Origin of the sequence: Kiloniella sp. (assembly GCF_965205715.1) — a bacterium.
GTDB lineage: Bacteria > Pseudomonadota > Alphaproteobacteria > Kiloniellales > Kiloniellaceae > Kiloniella.
Window position 1 is genome coordinate 268,578 of sequence record NZ_CBDBHW010000013.1, and the last position, 17,334, is coordinate 285,911.

Sequence of the window (17,334 nt, forward strand, 5' to 3'; positions counted from 1 at the left end):
GGCGCAGATGATATCTGTGCCCCGCAATGCGTTTCAACGTCTTGTTCCATCAACATAAAATCATTACACTTAGGCTGGATTTCCTGACAACCTTCAGGACATATTATTCTGAACGGTTTTTTCTGTACTTCTTGAGGGGAACGCGGTGACGTCACTTTCGGCCTATTTGCCGGGTCTGTTTCTTGCTCTGATTATCCTTGTTGGCTCAGGGGTACTTGTATTTGCATACCGCCTTCGCTGGCGCCTAACTCAACAAAAACTTCATGAGTTACAGGCGAAATCATCTTTGGATCGTGCGGCAGTGCTGGCGGCTCCTCTGGGGTGTGTTACTTTTTCGCACAAAGACCAGAAGGCCAGAGCCAGTGCGGGAATGGTTCGTGAATTTGGCTTGGATAAAGGCGAGATAGATTTCAATGCTATTTCCATTATATTCCAGCGTGGGGGGACCAAGCCAAATACATTGATAGAGGCTGTTCAGTCACTGAGAGAGCTTGGAAAGTCATTTTCACTGACGCTTACTGGTAAAGGCAGGACCTACCGAATTACCGGTGAACGTATTGAGTTGTCAGCTGAATTGCCGCCTGTTGCAGATGTTGTTTGGTTTCATGATGTCAGTGATTTGGAGAAAAAAGCCAACAGTGCTCTAGAAGGGTCACGTCATATAACATGGCTACTTGATAATTTACCTGTGCCAGTATGGATGCGGGATGATCAACTATCTCTTACTTATTGCAATCAAGCCTATGCAAAGGCTGTGGATTCAAGCCCTTCAGAAGTCCTGGAACGCAATATGGAGTTAATGGACCGCTCCAAAGTTTCCCAGGCACACAATCTGGCGAAAAAAGCGCTTGAAACAGAAAATCTTGTTCGTGAAAAACACCATGCAATTATTTCTGGTGAAAGACGGTTATTGGAGGTTTGTGAGAAAGCTCTGGATAATAATAACCTCTTGGGATTTGCGGTTGATCAAACTGGACTTGAAGAAGCTGAAGGCGAGCTCAATCGCCATGTTGAAGCTCATGCTCAGGTCCTGGAAAATCTTGGCATTGCGATTTCAATTTTTGGATCTGATGAACGTCTAACCTTCTTTAATTCGGCTTATGCCAACTTGTTTAATCTAAACGAGGACTTTCTTCGCTCGGAACCGCATTTAAGTGAAATCCTGGATACGATGAGGGAGAACAGAAGGCTTCCTGAATATGCGAATTTCCCTGAGTTTAAACAGCAACGCTTGAGAGAGTATCGCACTATGATCGAACCGGTAGAGGAACTTCTGCACCTTACCGATGGCACGACTTTGCGATCTATTGCGACGGCTCACCCCTTTGGCGGGGTCATCGAAACAGTAGAAGATGTTACCGATAGCCTTGCGTTAGAAAGATCTTATAACACCCTTACGGCTGTTCAACGTGAAACCCTTAATAAGCTATACGAAGCTGTGGTTGTTTACGGCGCTGATGGACGACTAAAGCTTTTTAATCCAAACTTTGCTGAGATCTGGAAGCTGTCCGAAGAATTCTTAAACAGTGAGCCGCACGTACGCGACGTTGTTTCGAAAAGCAGAGATCTCTTCGACCTCAATGACGAAGATTGGGAAAAACAGCGAGAGGTCATGGTGGCAAGGGTCTGTGAACCAGAAGGACGTTCCGGGCGTAAAGTTAGAGCAGACGGGGTTGTTCTCGATTGGGCTCAGGTGATGCTTCCGGATGGGGCATCGCTCCTGACTTTCCTTGACGTAACTGATTCCTTTACGGTTGAGCGCGCGCTTATTGACAAAAATGAAGCTCTTGAGACTGCTGACCGGCTTAAGACTGCCTTTATCGCGAATGTTTCTTATGAATTGCGTACACCCTTGAACGCCATCGTTGGATTTGCTGAAATTCTCGAGAACGAGTTTTTCGGTGAATTGAATGATCGGCAAAAAGAATATAGCCAGGCGATTGTTGAATCTTCACAACGTCTGATGACCCTTATTAACGACATTCTTGATCTTGCAACAATTGAAGCCGGTTACCTTCATCTTGATTTGGCGGAAATCAAGGTCGATCACATGCTTCAACACCTCCACACGATTGGTCACGAGCGAGCAAGGCACCGTAATATTGAAGTAGATATTATCTGTAACGAGAGTATCGGTTCTGTTGTCGTTGATGAGCGACGGCTTACACAGGCTCTTTATAATTTATTGCTCAATGCCATGAAATTCTCTCCCGAGGGCGGGAAAGTCATTGTTGAGGCCAGCAAGGATGATGAATTACGAATTGCAATATCTGATAAAGGTGTTGGAATTAGTAAAGAAGATGAAGACCGTGTTTTTGAGAAGTTTGAACGTGGTGAGGGGCATGCCAAACAAGCGGGAGCTGGCCTTGGCTTGTCCTTGGTAAAAAGCCTTGTCGAATTGCACGGGGGGTGGGTGGAAATTGAGTCCGAGGTTGGCCAAGGAACAACTGTAACCTGTCATATCCCGTTACTGGACAAGGACGGTTTGGAAACCCCGGAAAAGACGAGTGATATCCGAAGTGTTGTCACAGAAGTAATCAATCAGATTGCCGAAGAAAAGACAGAACAAGACAGCACTGCAGAGAGTTAAATACAGAAAGAAATATGGGTAAGGTGAGATTGTTGTGACAGGTGATAAACTACTCGGCGAAGTTGATATCGCCGATGAAGAGGCTACACGACGTTTTGCGAGCCGCTTAGCACCTTACTTGGTATCTGGGGATGTACTGGCTCTGGAAGGTGACCTTGGAGCTGGTAAGACGGCCTTTTCACGTGCCTTGATTAATGCTCTTCCTTCTGGCCCAGGTCAGGTGGAGAAAGAAGAAGTTCCCAGCCCCACTTTTACGCTGGTGCAGATCTATGATCGAGCTGACTTACAGGTATGGCACTTTGATCTATATCGGCTGGAAGATCCTGAAGAAGCCTATGAACTCGATATTGAGGAGGCCTTTGTTGAGGGGATTTCTCTTATTGAGTGGCCGGATAAGCTGGGGTTTCTAATGCCGTCTGATCGACTGTTGGTGAATTTAAAGTACGGGAAGAACGATGCTTCCCGAGTACTCTCGTTTGTTGGAAATGCCAAGTGGCACGAACGATTGAATTCATTCTTAAATACCTATGACCCTTCATAGATGGAACATCAACGCGTGGATAATGTGAAAATATCGACAGCAATGGTTCTTGCCGCCGGGTTCGGTAAGCGCATGCGGCCGATTACGAATGACTTACCGAAGCCTTTGGTCCCTGTTATGGGTAAGCCAATGTTGGAAACGATAATTGACAAACTAAGGGCGTCTGGTTTTGATCGCATTGTTGTTAACGCCTTCTATTTAAAAGAACAAATACGTGATTTTTTAGCATCTAAAAATGATAACGCCCTTATTTATTCTGAAGAAGATACCATTCTGGAAACGGGGGGAGGAGTAACCTTCGCGCTTTCAAAACTGGGCGATAATCCCTTTGTGGTCGTAAATGGGGATGTCTGCTGGTTGGATGGCGTAGAGCCAGCTTTGGAGCGACTTGTTGCTCATTGGGATGCGAACACGATGGATGCATTGCTCCTGCTCCACCCTACAGCCAACGCTATAGGGTATGAAGGGTGTGGGGATTTTACAATGAATCAAGCTGGATATTTAAGCCGCCGTGGTGACGGTGATAGTGCGCCGTATGTCTATGCGGGTATTCAAATATTACACCCTAAACTTTTCCATGATGCCCCAGAGGGCTCTTTTTCTTTAAATCATATTTTCGACAAGGCTTTAGCCGACAATCGATTGTGTGGATTGGAGCATGATGGTGAGTGGTTCCACGTTGGAACTCCAGAAGGGTTAAAAGAAGTCGAAGGTATTTTACAAACGAGAGTGCTGCCTTCTCAAGCTAGCTGATTGCAGGGTTATCTATGGCGAGACAAATTTATACCATTCCCTCCAATGCTTCTTTTGCAGATGCCCTGGCCCAGGGAATACTCGATCAATGGGGAGCAGATCCACTAGGACTATCCCGGGTGATGGTCCTCTTACCCACCCGTCGCGCCTGTCGGTCTTTACAGCATGCATTTCTACGTGCTTCAGACGGTAAAGCCCTGATGCTTCCCAGGTTACTTCCATTAGGTGATCTTGACCCGGATGAGCTTTTGATATCGGCTTCTGATGTGGCTGTTGGGCAAGGTTTGGAATTGGATTTACCTCCGGTTTTGTCCTCTTTGAGGCGACAGCTACTTCTTAGTCAGCTGGTTTTGAAATGGTCAGCAACTCAGGCAAAATTGCATGGCAGTGAAGTTATTCCGGAAGACCAGGCAGTACGATTAGCGGGCGAATTAGGCCGTTTTCTGGATCAGGTACAAACTGAAGGTCTTAATTTCTCTGAATTGAGTTCTCTGGTGCCAGAGGATTATGCCGAACACTGGCAAATTACCCTTGAATTCCTTGAGATATTGACAAAAATTTGGCCAGCAGTTGAGGAGGCTACGGGGGGAATAGGACCTGCGGAACGCCGCCGCCGACTTCTCGAGGGACAAGCTGAATTTTGGCGGAATTGTCCTCCTGAATTTCCGGTTATCGTAGCGGGATCTACGGGCTCTATTCCAGCAGCAGCTGAGCTGATCGGTGTCATATCAAATCTGCCTTCAGGGCAGGTAATATTGCCCGGCGTTGATTTCCAGGCCGTCGACGAAACATGGAATGATTTTCTAAGAGATAGCTCTCATCCTCAACATGGACTTTCAACATTGCTGGCGCGATTAGAAGTATCCCGCGAAGACATTAAGCTCTGGCCATGTGGTCAAGAGGGAAGAGCACCGGATGAGCGGGTTGAATTGATACAAACGGCAATGAGGCCGGCACAATCAACCACGGAATGGCAAGGATATATAGAAAGAACCAGCCCCGAGGATTTCAAAAAAGCACTCAAGGGTGTAACGCGGATAGACTGTCCCGGGCCCGGAGAAGAGGCGCTGTCCATAGCACTTATATTGCGGTCAGTTCTGGAAAGTCCGAGTAAAACTGCCGCGCTTATTACGCCCGACAGGGATCTGGCTCGACGCGTTACTGCTGAGATGGAACGTTGGAGTGTTAGAATAGACGATTCCGCAGGGTCGCCGTTACCAGAAGCAGCCCCGGCGGTTTTCCTGCGGCTTACAGCAGAAATGATGGTGTCAGGTCTGACACCCATTTCCTTGCTTTCGGCATTAAAACACCCCTTGTGTGCCGGGGGCATGGCACCTGGTATCTTTAATCGTATTCTCAGGCGTTTGGAAATAACAGTGTTGAGAGGCGTAAGACCAGCACCAGGATTTGCAGGGCTACTTGCTGCCTTGGATCCAGAAAAAGATGAAGAGCTCTATCTTTTTATTGAAAAAATAGCCGAGGCGGCTAACGCTTTTTCAGAGATAATTGGGCAGGGGGCAAAATCCTTTAGGGCTCTTTTAGAAGCCCATGTTGCCTTTGCAGAGGCTCTGGCGGCGATACACGAACAAGACGGACCTGAAAGGTTGTGGGCGGGTGATGATGGTACCGCGACAGCCGAGTTCATCGCAGACCTGAGAGAAGCCGCCGGAGATGCGCCTGAGGTCTCAGCACGTCGTTACCCTGAATTGATTGCTGCCTTAATGGTTGGAATGGCCGTCAGGGCACCGTTCGGCGCTCACCCGAGATTGAGTATTCTTGGCGCGATTGAAGCACGACTTCAGCATTCAGATGTTGTCATCCTGGGCGGGCTTAATGAAGGCAGTTGGCCCGCAGAGGTAAAGCCTGGACCTTGGATGAGCAGGCCAATGCGCAAGGATTTTGGCCTTCCTCAGCCAGAGCAGCAGGTCGGGCTATCAGCCCAGGATTTTGTTCAGGCTTTTTGCGCACCAGAAGTATTTCTCACCCGCTCTGAAAAGGTGGAAGGTGCACCAACGGTTCCCTCTCGCTGGCTACTTCGTATAGAGGCATTACTTGAAGGTCGCGGCCTAAAAGGCTTAATTCAAAATGATGCTGCGAAATGGCTCTTCTGGGCTGAAGAGAAAGATCTGCCGTCAGAACGCATACCCGTTAAACCTCCCGCGCCAACTCCGCCGGTATCGGCACGCCCCCGCAATTTATCTGTCACGCGCATAGAAACCTGGATGCGCGATCCCTATGCGCTTTATGCCCAGAAAATTCTATCTTTAAGAAAACTGGATCCACTGGATGCGGACCCTTCCGGTGCAGACAAAGGAAGTCTGATTCATGAAGCCCTGGAAATTTTCTTGAAACGCTATCCGGATACCCTGCCGGATGATGGGGAAGAACAGTTGATCGCCATTGGGGAAGAGGTTTTTTCCGCTGTTCGGGACCGGCCGGGAATCTGGGCCTTCTGGTGGCCTCGGTTTCAACGCATCGCAAAATGGTTTGTGGAAGAAGAACGAGCACGCAGAAAGTTGGTTTTCAAATCCCATGTTGAGGTAACCGGGAAACTTGTTCTAAACGGACCCGCTGGTGACTTTACGCTAACGGCAAAAGCAGATCGTATCGATGAGTTAGCGGCTGGAGGACTGGCGATCCTTGATTATAAAACCGGGACGGTACCGAGCGCTAAAAATGTATTGCAGGGGATATCGCCTCAATTGCCACTTGAAGCCGCGATCGCGGCCGAAGGGGGCTTTGGTATTTTACCGGATGAAGTGAAAGATCTGCTTTATTGGCGATTGACTGGCGGAGACCCTGCAGGCGAAGAGAAAAATGCGCTTGGTCAGCGCGGGGCGAAAGAAGGTGCCGGTGAAATATCAAAGGTCGCCTTGGAGGGACTTTTGGATCTTATCGCAGAGTTTGATTATCAAGAGACCCCATATTCTGCCCGGCCCCGTCCCAAGCAAGCTTTGGTCTATAACGACTTTGAGCATCTGGCGAGAGTCAAAGAATGGGCAAGTAGTGGTGAGGGCGAAGTATGAGCATCACTATTGAGCAGATTCTTGATAAAGCGACCCGTGAGCAACGTCAGGCTGCAGATCCCAACACCTCCGTATGGGTCGGGGCATCAGCGGGGGCTGGTAAGACAAAAGTCCTTACGGACCGCATACTCAATTTATTACTCAGTGGGTCAGAGCCGGGAAAAATCCTGGCACTGACCTTTACCAAGGCGGCAGCGGCCGAGATGGCTAACCGTCTGTCAGGGAAGTTGGCGCGTTGGTCCACGATACCTGAGGATAAATTAAACGAGGAACTTTTATACCTGCTTGGACGATCCGCGGGGGCCGATGAAATAAAGACCGCAAGACGGTTATTTGCCCGCGTTTTGGATACGCCGGGTGGCATGAAAATCCAAACTATCCATGCTTTCTGCCAATCTTTATTGGGCCGCTTCCCACTTGAAGCTGGTGTCGCGCCAAATTTCCAGATTTTGGATGATCGCTCAGCTGTTGAGTTGTTGTATCGCTCTCGCGAAGATGTCCTCGCAGGGCGTGGAGGGTTAAGTGAGCTTGAGGTTTCCCAAGCACTGGATTGCCTTACGGCCTATACCCAGGAACAAACCTTTGCCCCGCTGGTTCATGAGATCATTCGTGAAAGAGGGCGTATCGCCCTGCTTTTAAAAGATCATGGTGATCTTTCTGGCCTGAAAGCAGCTATCTATCAGGTGTTGGATGCGCCTGTCGATGCTGATATCAACACTATTCTTGAAGCGGCATGCCAGGATAACGTCGTTGATATGATCAACCTGGGACAGGCTGCGGACGCCTTGTTACAGGGGGCAAAATCGGACCAGGAACGGGGTCGTATTCTTAAAAGCTGGATAGAATCGGAGCCCAATATTAGAGGCGAGAACTATGGGATATACCGTGGTGTCTTTTTTACTCAGTCCGGGGATATTCGCAGTCGTCTAGCAACCAAAGGTGCCCTTGCCGTTCTTCCTGAATTACCGGACATTCTGATCGGTGAAGCTGAACGCCTGATCCGACTTAGCGAGAAGCTCAATGCGATTGGTGTGGCAAAAGCAACATCGGCTCTCTTAACCCTCGGTGTATCCATTCTCGCCCGCTATGAGAGATATAAAGAAGCCAGAGCCTTTCTCGATTATGATGATCTTATTTTAAAAGCGCGTGACCTCTTACGAGGGGAAAGGGCCGTGGCGTGGGTTTTGTTTAAACTCGATGGCGGTTTAAACCACGTGCTTATTGATGAAGCCCAGGATACCAATCCCGAGCAGTGGGAAGTTGTTGCGTCGCTTTGCAATGAGTTCTTTGATGGCGATGGGGCACGGGATGATGTGCGGACGATCTTTGCCGTTGGAGATGTTAAACAGTCGATCTATTCATTTCAGCGGGCAGATCCTACAAAGTTTGAGGAAATGCGTCGTCACTTTGAAGACCGTGTCTCAATTGCACAACAAGCCTGGCAGCGAATTAGCCTGGACGTTTCCTTCCGCTCTACCCCTTCAGTCCTATCTGTGGTGGATCAGGTGTTTGCCTCTGCAGTCGCCGCGGATGGGGTATCTTTTGAGGAAGGAGCCTTGCAGCATCAACCCGTGAGATTGGGGCAGGCTGGAAGAGTAGAGCTTTGGCCACTTATGGCAAGCGAAGGCCAAGTGGAAGACACGCCTTGGACACTCCCTCTCGCCCAAGAAGCTGAAATGGAATCCAGATCTCGTTTGGCGACGGTTCTGGCACGAAGGATACACTATTGGACACTCTCGAATGAAGGTGAGCTAGATCCGGTCTGCCAGCTCACAGCAAAAGGGCGACGGATTGCCCCGGGAGATATCCTTGTTTTAGTCAGGCGTAGGAACGCCTTTGTTGAGGAGTTGGTCAGGGAGTTAAAAACACTTGGTGTTCCGGTTTCCGGTGTTGATCGTATGGTCCTTACCGATCAAATGGCGGTTATGGATCTGATCGCCCTCGGCCGGTTTCTGCTTCTTCCTGATGATGACTTAACCTTGGCGACTGTTCTAAAGGGTCCCTTGGTTGGGTTGGATGAAGATCAGTTGTTTGAACTTGCATACAAGCGCAAGGGAAGCCTCTGGTCTGTACTCCGGGATAAATCGCGGAGCAATGATGCTTTTTCTAAGGCTGCTGGTTATCTCAACGGCTTGCTGGCACGTGCTGATTATACCCCTCCCTTTGAACTGCTATCCCATATTTTAGGACCTCTTGAGGGTCGTAAAAAATTACTGGCTCGCTTAGGTCCGGATGCACGCGATCCCATTGAAGAGTTCCTTTCTCTTTCCCTGGTATATGAGCGGGAAGAAACCCCTTCTTTAGAAGGCTTCCTGCACTGGTTGGAAGCTGGAGATCAAGAGATCAAGCGTGACCTTGAACAAGGAGGTGGTGCCGTGAGGATCATGACGGTGCATGGATCAAAGGGCCTCCAGGCACCGGTAGTGTTACTTCCCGATACCACGCAGATACCTCAGGCCGATCGGGGTGTGGTATGGCTGAAAGATAAAAACAACATACCTGTGTGGTCTCCGCGGACGGCAATGAACACACAGGTCATTTCATCGGCACGTGATCAACTGCGCAAAGACGGTCTCAGAGAATACAGACGCCTTCTCTATGTGGCTTTGACCCGGGCAGAGGATCGTCTCGTAATCTGTGGCTGGACGGGGCAACGAGAACCCTCGGATGACAGTTGGTACGCCTTAGCCAAATCAGCATTGTCAGAAACAGCCAAAGAAACTGAATTTACTTTTCCTGAAGACCCGAGTGGTCTTTGGAGCGCATCAGGTTGGGTGCAGGAGAACGCGCAAGAAGCTGAAATTGTAAGTCGGGAAGAAGAAGCCGTAGAAGCGAAGCCGCTTGAAAGTTTTCCTGCCTGGGCGAGTTGTGACCCGGATAATGAGCCTGTACCTCCGAAACCCTTGGCTCCTTCAAGGGCGAAGGATGATGAGCCTCCGGTACGCTCGCCTCTTGGGAAAGATGACAGCTCTCGTTATCGCCGGGGGCGTTTGATCCACAGATTACTGCAAAGCCTTCCCGACCAACCTGAAGATAACTGGCCCGAGGTTGGGAGGCGCTTTCTGGCTTCTCCGTTACATGAGTTAAAACCTGATCAGGTGGAAAGTTTACTTGAGGAGACCCTATCCGTTCTCAAACACCCAGATTACCGAGACTTATTTGGCGCCAATAGTCAGGCAGAAGTCCCAGTTGTGGGGCTTGTTAAAAGAGATGGGGATGTGGAAGTAATCTCTGGCCAGGTCGATCGTTTGGTTATTTCAGGCAATAAGGTAAAAATAATTGATTACAAAACCAACCGACCTCCGCCCCATTCTGTAGATAAAGTTCATCGGGCCTATTTACGTCAAATGGCGGCCTACAGGACTGTTTTACGGCAGATTTATCCAAATTTTGAGATCGAAGCACACTTACTTTGGACCGATGATGCACGTCTTATGTATCTACCTGATGATATTCTTTCGCAATATGAACCTTGACGTCGGGGGACCTGCATCCCTACATTCATCCTGACGCTGTAATGTGAAGCTGGAAATGTTTTCTAGTACATTGCACATAAACAAAATGGCAAGAGGTACAACATGTCAACGATCGCAATCAGCGATGCTTCATTTGAAGCAGATGTTCTTAAAGCTGAAGCTCCCGTTCTCGTAGATTTCTGGGCTGAATGGTGTGGTCCTTGTAAAATGATTGCGCCTGCTCTTGATGAGCTGGCAGCAGAAATGGGTGGTTCACTTACCATTGCGAAACTGAACATTGATGAAAACTCAATGACACCACAGCAATATGGTGTGCGTGGAATTCCAACGCTTCTACTCTTTAAGGGTGGGGAAGTTGTTGCAACGAAAGTTGGCGCTATTGCCAAAGGCCAATTGAAAGAGTGGATTAACACTTCGCTTTCTTAAGTTGGTATTTTTCTATGAAAAAGCCTCGCTGCTCAGCGGGGCTTTTTTTATGGGCAGGACCGTGAATATTAGGATTTGAAATTACAAAATGTCACACAGTCGAGTGCGTTTTTATGATAATTTATAGGCGGTTGCGAGCTGCATCAAAAAATTAATGGTGTATTTTGTCTGTGCATAAAATGCCACCAGCACCCCAATTTTCTTTGTTCACATCGTCAATGACGACATAGACAGCTTCCCTATTGCAACCTGTGATCCGGGCCGTTTCCTCTGTCAATTGTTTGACTAGAGCACGTTTTTGCTCGAGGGAACGACCTTGAAACATCTCTACACGGATGATCGGCATGGTCTCGTCCTCTTTCTGAGTGAAATAAGGATAATCCAAAACCGCCTTAAAAGCTACAGAAACTCCCGTTTCTATAAACAAATATGAAAATGAATCCTCTTCTCATAGAGTTAAGGATTATTATCTCAGACGCGAGAAGCTTTAATTGCTTTCAGAGAGAATATGGCCAGCCAAATAGAGGGAACCGCAAATTAGAATTCGTCCGGGTTTTTCTTGGGCGAGGATCTCTTCTACGGCCTGTTCTGCTGAAGGACAGGCAATGGCTGTAAAGCCTGCTTCGTTGGCATGGCCTGCAGCGTCTTCTGCACTGAGAGAGGCGGGCTCAAAAGGAATCTCTATAGCGCGTAGGCTAGACCCCAAAGGAGCCAAAGGTCGGAGATAGTCGGAAGCTGCCTTCGTGTTCAGCATGCCATAGACGATGTGAACAGGTTTGTCCTGCCAAGTCTCCAGGATTTTTGCAAGCGCAAGACCAGCTGATTCGTTGTGACCTCCATCCAGCCAAAGCTCCCAAGGGTTACTTGGGAGTAAGTCAGGAAGGCGTCCAGAGTTTAGCTTTTGCATTCTCCCGGGCCACGCAGCCTGGGTAAGGCCAATTTTAATTTTATCTTCAGCGAGAGAAAACTGGCTGGCCAGAATATCCGTAGCGGCAATGGCTAGGGCGGCGTTCTCAACTTGGTGTGCACCGAGCAGGTTTGGCCGCGGGTATTGTATGGTGCCGTTACGGCCTGTAAAGAGGAAGCTATCCTCTTCAACCTCAATCGACCAGTCACGGCCTTCTATATAAAGCTCAGTGCCAATTTCTTTTGCACGGGCTTCTATGACCGCGAGGACTTCGTTTGTCTGTTTGCCGACAACACAGGGAACACCCGGTTTTAGAATCCCGGCTTTTTCTGCTGCTATTCCCTCAATCGCATCGCCCAGAAACTGAGTGTGATCTACGGAAATGGGCGTAATAGCCGTTAGTGCGGGTTGTGCAACAACATTGGTGGCATCCAAACGACCGCCAAGACCAGTTTCAAGCAAAAGCGCATCAGCAGGTACACGGCTATAAGCGATCAATGCAGCGACGGTGGTCACTTCAAAGAAGGTTATGGACTCAGGACCATTGACCTTCTCACATTCTTCCAGCAAAGAAACCAAATCATCTTCGCTGATCAGCTCTCCTGCGAGGCGAATGCGCTCATGAAATTTTACCAGGTGCGGAGATGTGTAGAGGTGAACTCTTTTGTCGTGTGCCTCAAGGATCGCCCGAACATATGCGAGAAAAGAACCCTTACCATTTGTTCCTGCAACATGGATCACAGGGGGTAATTTTTCTTCGGGGTGATCAAAAAGTGCCAACAGCCGTTCAACACGTCCGAGAGAAAGGTCAATGATCTTCGGGTGCAAGAGGCTTAGGCGCTCAAGCACAACATCGCTACGGCGCATGGTCATTTATCTTTACCTGGTTTTTAAAGCCACAAATACTTCTGGTGATCTATCAGGCGTCTACGTCTACTGGCGTATCTGATATTTCCCCATCTACTTTTTCAAGGTTTTCTGGCAGCGGTAATACGTCAGCAGCAGGTCCCTTTTGAGTTAGCAGGTTGAATACACGAATCAGTGTCTCACGCATGTCATGGCGATGAACCACCATGTCCACCATCCCATGTTCCAGCAGGTATTCAGCAGTTTGGAACCCTTCAGGAAGCTTTTCACGGATCGTTTCTTCGATTACTCGCTTACCAGCAAAGCCGATGTTGGCCTGCGGTTCTGCAATCGCGATATCACCTAGCATGGCAAAGGAAGCTGACACGCCACCTGTGGTTGGATCTGTAAGCAGGACAACGTAAGGAAGCCCGGCATCTTTGACCATATCAACGGCGATGATGGAACGCGGCATCTGCATAAGGGATAGGATGCCCTCTTGCATACGTGCGCCACCAGAGGCTGGAATGACCAGAAGAGGCGCTTTTTGCAAGACAGCTAAGCGTGCGGCAGTAAGAAGGCCTTCACCAACGGCCGTTCCCATGGAACCACCCATATAGGAGAAGTTGAACACCGCTACTACCGTTTGCATCCCGCCCATGGTGCCACGTGCAACAAGGATAGCTTCCTTGTCTTCATTTTTGGCATTGGCGTCTTTTATCCGGTCTGTATAACGCTTCAAATCTTTAAATTTGAGGGGGTCAGTAATGGTTTTTGGCAGTTCAACCAAGGTAAACTCACCATCATCGAAGAGGGTCTCAAGGCGTTTACGCGCCGAAATCCGCATGTGGTGGCCACTATAGGGACAAACCCAAAGGTTCTTTTCCAGCTCTTTCTTGAAAATCATCTGCCCAGTCGCAGGTGACTTCACCCAGAGATCGTCTGGGGTGTCTTTCTGTACTAGTGCACGGATTTTCGGGCGAACGTAGTTGGAAATCCAGTTCATTCTAATCTGCCTTGTTGGTCAAATATCTACGTGCGGGCGCCACGTACACCTTCGGAAAGTGTACGTACGTATTCCAGCACAGCTTGGCTGAGACCCGGTTTCGGCCGGTTGTTCTCATCCAGATTATCTTTTAGTTTATCAATAATTGCCGAGCCTACAACTGAAGCATCAGCAACTTGTGCAACACTTGCTGCCTGTTCCGGAGTTCGGATACCAAAACCAACTGCTACAGGCAGATCGGTTTCAGCTTTTATACGAGCAACAGAGTCTCTGATGTTGTCTTGTGATGCAGCGGCAGTGCCCGTGATCCCAAGAATGGACACGTAATATACAAATCCACTGGTGTTGTTAAGTACTTTCGGCAATCTTTCACCAACTGTTGTTGGTGTGGTCAAGCGAATGAAGTGTAATCCCTGCTCAAGAGCTGGAATACAGAACTCGTCATCGTGCTCGGGAGGAAGGTCGACGATAATAAAACCGTCGACACCAACTTCTTTGCAATCTTTCAAGAATGCATCAACGCCGTATATGTAGATAGGGTTGTAATATCCCATCAGGATAATAGGTGTGTCCTGGTTATCTTCGCGAAAAGATCTGACAAGCTCAAGTGTCTTTTTTAGTGTCATACCCTGATGCAGAGCACGAAGGCTGGAAGCCTGGATCGCGGGACCATCTGCCATCGGATCCGAAAAGGGCATGCCGAGTTCAATTACATCAGCACCTGCAGCTGGCAGGCCTTTTACAATTTCAAGACTGGTTTCTAAATCAGGATCGCCTGCGGTTAAAAATGTAACAAATCCACCACGACCTTCGGCTTTAAGATCGGCAAAACGTTTTTCTAGTCTGGTTTGGCTCATTTGCTGTTCCCCACTCAAATCGATACGCCGAGAGCGTCGGCAACAGTAAATATGTCTTTATCTCCGCGACCACAAAGGTTCATCAGAAGGATTTTGTCTTTATCCATCTTAGGTGCAACTTTAAGCACGTGTGCCAAGGCATGGGCGGGCTCAAGAGCCGGAATGATACCTTCGATTTTTGATAGCAGCTGGAAAGCCTCTAGCGCTTCAGTATCGGTTGCGGAGGCGTAATTAACCCGGCCGATATCGTGGAGCCATGAATGCTCTGGTCCAATGCCCGGATAGTCCAAGCCTGCAGAAATTGAGTGTGCATCCAGAATTTGGCCATCGTCGTCTTGCAACAAGAATGTCCGGTTGCCGTGAAGAACACCAGGTTTTCCCCCGGTTAGTGAGGCTGCGTGTTTATCCGTTGATACGCCGTGGCCGGCAGCTTCGACACCTGTAATGGCGACATCTTTGTCATCAAGGAACGGGTGGAATAGTCCAATGGCGTTGGAACCGCCACCGATACAGGCGACGAGTTGATCTGGAAGGCGTCCTTCGGCTTCAAGCATTTGCTCTTTGGCTTCGCGGCCAATGATCGATTGAAAGTCGCGAACCATCACCGGATAAGGGTGCGGTCCAGCAGCTGTTCCAATGATATAGAAGGTTTCTTCGACGTTTGCGACCCAATCACGCAAGGCATCGTTCATGGCATCTTTCAAAGTGCCAGTCCCGCTTTCAACAGAAATAACTTCTGCGCCGAGGAGCTTCATACGGAATACATTTGGTGCTTGGCGCGCGATATCGGTCGCGCCCATATAAACAACACAAGGTAGATCGAACAGAGCACAAAAGGTTGCTGTTGCAACGCCGTGCTGCCCGGCGCCCGTTTCTGCGATGATACGTTTTTTGCCCATGCGCTTAGCCAAAAGAATCTGGCCGAGAACATTATTGGCTTTGTGTGATCCTGTGTGATTGAGTTCATCACGTTTGAAGTAGATTTTTGCACCACCACATTTTTCGGTTAGACGCTCTGCAAAATAGAGCGGACTTGGACGACCAACATAGTGTTTGGCGTAGTAGTCGTAATCTTTCTGAAAAGAAGGATCAGCCTTGGCTGCGTTGTATGCTTTTTCTACCTCGAGGATAAGAGGCATAAGTGTTTCGGCAACAAAACGTCCGCCAAAGATACCAAAATGTCCGCGTTCGTCCGGACCGTTCATGTAGGAATTGGGTGTTTTCATATCTACTCTACAACCTTATTCGATCACTGAGATCAACCTTGGGCGGACTTTGCCTGAAAACCTGTGTTCCTGCAAGGGATGCAGGGCTCAGATCTTCAATATTTTGAAAATACGCGGCGCTCCGTAACTACACCATAGTCCTGCTGTAACACCCGTAATAAATGTAAGGATAAGAATAAGGTCGAGACCTTTACCCGGTGCGATCTCTAGCAGTAATACAATGGGCGGTAGACCTATCAGGGGGCGCAGTGCCAGCTTGAGCTTTTTTATGGATTTGGGCGGGTGGTTACCATCAAGCAGGGCAAGACCAAGTAACCAGCCAAACATCAGCCCTGGAACAATGACGACATTGTCTGCCTTTACGGGTTTGATGGAATGGCCGGCATTGCGGATCCACTCATCGAGAACGGTCTGTTCTGCGGCAATACTCGCGGCAAACAATCCTATAACCATTAGAAGGATTGAAAAAAGAAAAGACCCGATAATGCGTTTTTGTTTAGTGGATTGATGCCACCACTTTGTGGCTGGTTTTTCCAGCAAGATGATCGCGATGAGTAATCCGACACCGATTGTCCAACCCGTATAAACCTGAGCGGGGCTGTGTACGTTACCAACGATCCGAGTCCACCCTGTGATGACAACGATAAGTGCCGCCAACCCATATGCCCAGTAACGCCGAGACGATTTGGCAAGGAGACCATAAAATACCGGTGGTGTTTGTGCATGGCCAGAGGGCATGCCGTAAGACGTACTTTTTTCAATGGCCGTAAGTCCAGGCTCCACCCAATAGGGGCGCGGCTGGTGAATTGCCATTTTTAACATCTGTTGTATCGAACTCGATAGGCAAAGAGCAAACCACAGGCGTGTCCCCAGACGCGGGCAGATGATCCAGTATATGCAAACAGTCGCGACCAGGAACAGTTGGATTTCACCAAAATGCGAAAGCGCGTTGATAAATCCGGGTGATAACATTTCCAAAAGAGCTTCTGGCATTAGACATTTTTCGCCAGAGAAGCGAAAAGGGCAATTTTATCAGCTGACTTTACACCGGGTTCATCTTCTACACCTGATGAAACATCAACTGCAGGTGCTCCAGATATATTTATGGCTTCTTTGATGTTGTCACAGGTGAGGCCGCCGGCAAGCATCCATGGGCGGCTCCAGCTTTTCCCGGAAAGCAACCGCCAGTCAAATGAAACGGCATTGCCACCCGGTAGAGCATTTTTTAGTCCCTTCGGCGGCTTGGCATCAAAAAGGAGTCGATCAGCGATCTCTTCAAACGGGGGTATGTTCTCGAAGTCTTTTTTATCGGATATTTTGACAACCTTCATCACCTCTAAGCCAAAAGTACGCTTTATTTCTGCCACGCGCTCAAGGGGCTCCCCGCCATGAAGTTGTAGTATGTCCAGCGGAATTTGAGCGAGAATTTGTCTGATTTCGTCATCACTAGCATCAACAAGCAGGCCAACCTTTTTTACGCCAGGCTTCACTTGTCGCGTAAGGGCGCTTGCTTGCTCGATGCTGACATGACGCGGGCTTTTGGGAAAGAAGACAAACCCCAGGTAATCGGCGCCAGATAGTTGCGCTGATTGGAGTGCTTCATGGCTGTTTATACCGCAAATTTTGACTTCTGTTCCCAAGGTAATGTCCACCCATGTATTAAATCTTATCTATACCTAA

At 48.7% G+C, this 17,334-nt stretch carries 13 protein-coding genes; 6 read left to right on the plus strand and 7 right to left on the minus strand.

Translation table 11 applies throughout. From position 1 onward, the window contains the following. Window positions 1-145 precede the first annotated feature (145 nt). From ACOGW3_RS12470 to trxA, 6 genes are all read left to right on the plus strand, one after another. The gene (locus tag ACOGW3_RS12470; protein ID WP_419903268.1) at window positions 146-2,590 is read left to right on the plus strand and encodes an ATP-binding protein; all 2,445 of its coding nucleotides are present in this window, start codon (window positions 146-148) and stop codon (window positions 2,588-2,590) included. 34 nt (window positions 2,591-2,624) lie between these two features. Continuing rightward, window positions 2,625-3,131 carry a tRNA (adenosine(37)-N6)-threonylcarbamoyltransferase complex ATPase subunit type 1 TsaE gene (tsaE, locus tag ACOGW3_RS12475; RefSeq protein ID WP_419903269.1) on the plus strand — a complete coding sequence of 169 codons (507 nt, stop codon included), beginning with the start codon at window positions 2,625-2,627 and terminating at the stop codon, window positions 3,129-3,131. Next, the gene (locus ACOGW3_RS12480; RefSeq protein ID WP_419903270.1) at window positions 3,132-3,884 is read left to right on the plus strand and encodes a nucleotidyltransferase family protein; all 753 of its coding nucleotides are present in this window, start codon (window positions 3,132-3,134) and stop codon (window positions 3,882-3,884) included. 14 nt (window positions 3,885-3,898) lie between these two features. Next, window positions 3,899-6,910: a double-strand break repair protein AddB gene (gene addB, locus ACOGW3_RS12485; protein WP_419903271.1), complete on the plus strand. Its 3,012-nt coding sequence runs from the start codon at window positions 3,899-3,901 to the stop codon at window positions 6,908-6,910. Then, window positions 6,907-10,386, plus strand: a complete 3,480-nt coding sequence (addA, locus tag ACOGW3_RS12490) for a double-strand break repair helicase AddA (protein WP_419903272.1) — start codon at window positions 6,907-6,909, stop codon at window positions 10,384-10,386. The genes addB and addA overlap by 4 nt, the downstream gene beginning before the upstream one ends. A gap of 102 nt (window positions 10,387-10,488) precedes the next feature. Further along, on the plus strand, window positions 10,489-10,812 hold the full coding sequence (trxA, locus tag ACOGW3_RS12495) for a thioredoxin TrxA (protein WP_419903273.1): 324 nt from the start codon (window positions 10,489-10,491) through the stop codon (window positions 10,810-10,812). A gap of 151 nt (window positions 10,813-10,963) precedes the next feature. Here trxA and ACOGW3_RS12500 read toward each other — a convergent pair whose 3' ends face one another. The 7 genes from ACOGW3_RS12500 to ACOGW3_RS12530 all read right to left on the minus strand — a co-directional run bounded on the left by ACOGW3_RS12500 (window position 10,964) and on the right by ACOGW3_RS12530 (window position 17,294). Next, window positions 10,964-11,239: a 2-hydroxymuconate tautomerase gene (locus tag ACOGW3_RS12500; protein WP_419903274.1), complete on the minus strand. Its 276-nt coding sequence runs from the start codon at window positions 11,237-11,239 to the stop codon at window positions 10,964-10,966. A 60-nt stretch (window positions 11,240-11,299) separates the two neighbouring features. After that, window positions 11,300-12,586 carry a bifunctional folylpolyglutamate synthase/dihydrofolate synthase gene (locus ACOGW3_RS12505; protein ID WP_419903275.1) on the minus strand — a complete coding sequence of 429 codons (1,287 nt, stop codon included), beginning with the start codon at window positions 12,584-12,586 and terminating at the stop codon, window positions 11,300-11,302. A 52-nt stretch (window positions 12,587-12,638) separates the two neighbouring features. Next, a complete protein-coding gene (gene accD, locus ACOGW3_RS12510; protein ID WP_419903276.1) occupies window positions 12,639-13,571 on the minus strand; it encodes an acetyl-CoA carboxylase, carboxyltransferase subunit beta in 933 nt (310 codons plus the stop codon). 26 nt (window positions 13,572-13,597) lie between these two features. After that, window positions 13,598-14,428 carry a tryptophan synthase subunit alpha gene (trpA, locus tag ACOGW3_RS12515; protein WP_419903277.1) on the minus strand — a complete coding sequence of 277 codons (831 nt, stop codon included), beginning with the start codon at window positions 14,426-14,428 and terminating at the stop codon, window positions 13,598-13,600. Between the two features lie 14 nt (window positions 14,429-14,442). After that, window positions 14,443-15,654 (minus strand): tryptophan synthase subunit beta, encoded by a 1,212-nt coding sequence (trpB, locus tag ACOGW3_RS12520; protein WP_419903278.1) that lies wholly within the window; start codon window positions 15,652-15,654, stop codon window positions 14,443-14,445. A gap of 87 nt (window positions 15,655-15,741) precedes the next feature. Beyond that, complete coding sequence (locus tag ACOGW3_RS12525) at window positions 15,742-16,647, minus strand: phosphatase PAP2 family protein (RefSeq protein ID WP_419903279.1); 906 nt, start codon at window positions 16,645-16,647, stop codon at window positions 15,742-15,744. Beyond that, on the minus strand, window positions 16,647-17,294 hold the full coding sequence (locus ACOGW3_RS12530; protein WP_419903280.1) for a phosphoribosylanthranilate isomerase: 648 nt from the start codon (window positions 17,292-17,294) through the stop codon (window positions 16,647-16,649). The genes ACOGW3_RS12525 and ACOGW3_RS12530 overlap by 1 nt, the downstream gene beginning before the upstream one ends. Between the last annotated feature and the right edge of the window lie 40 nt (window positions 17,295-17,334).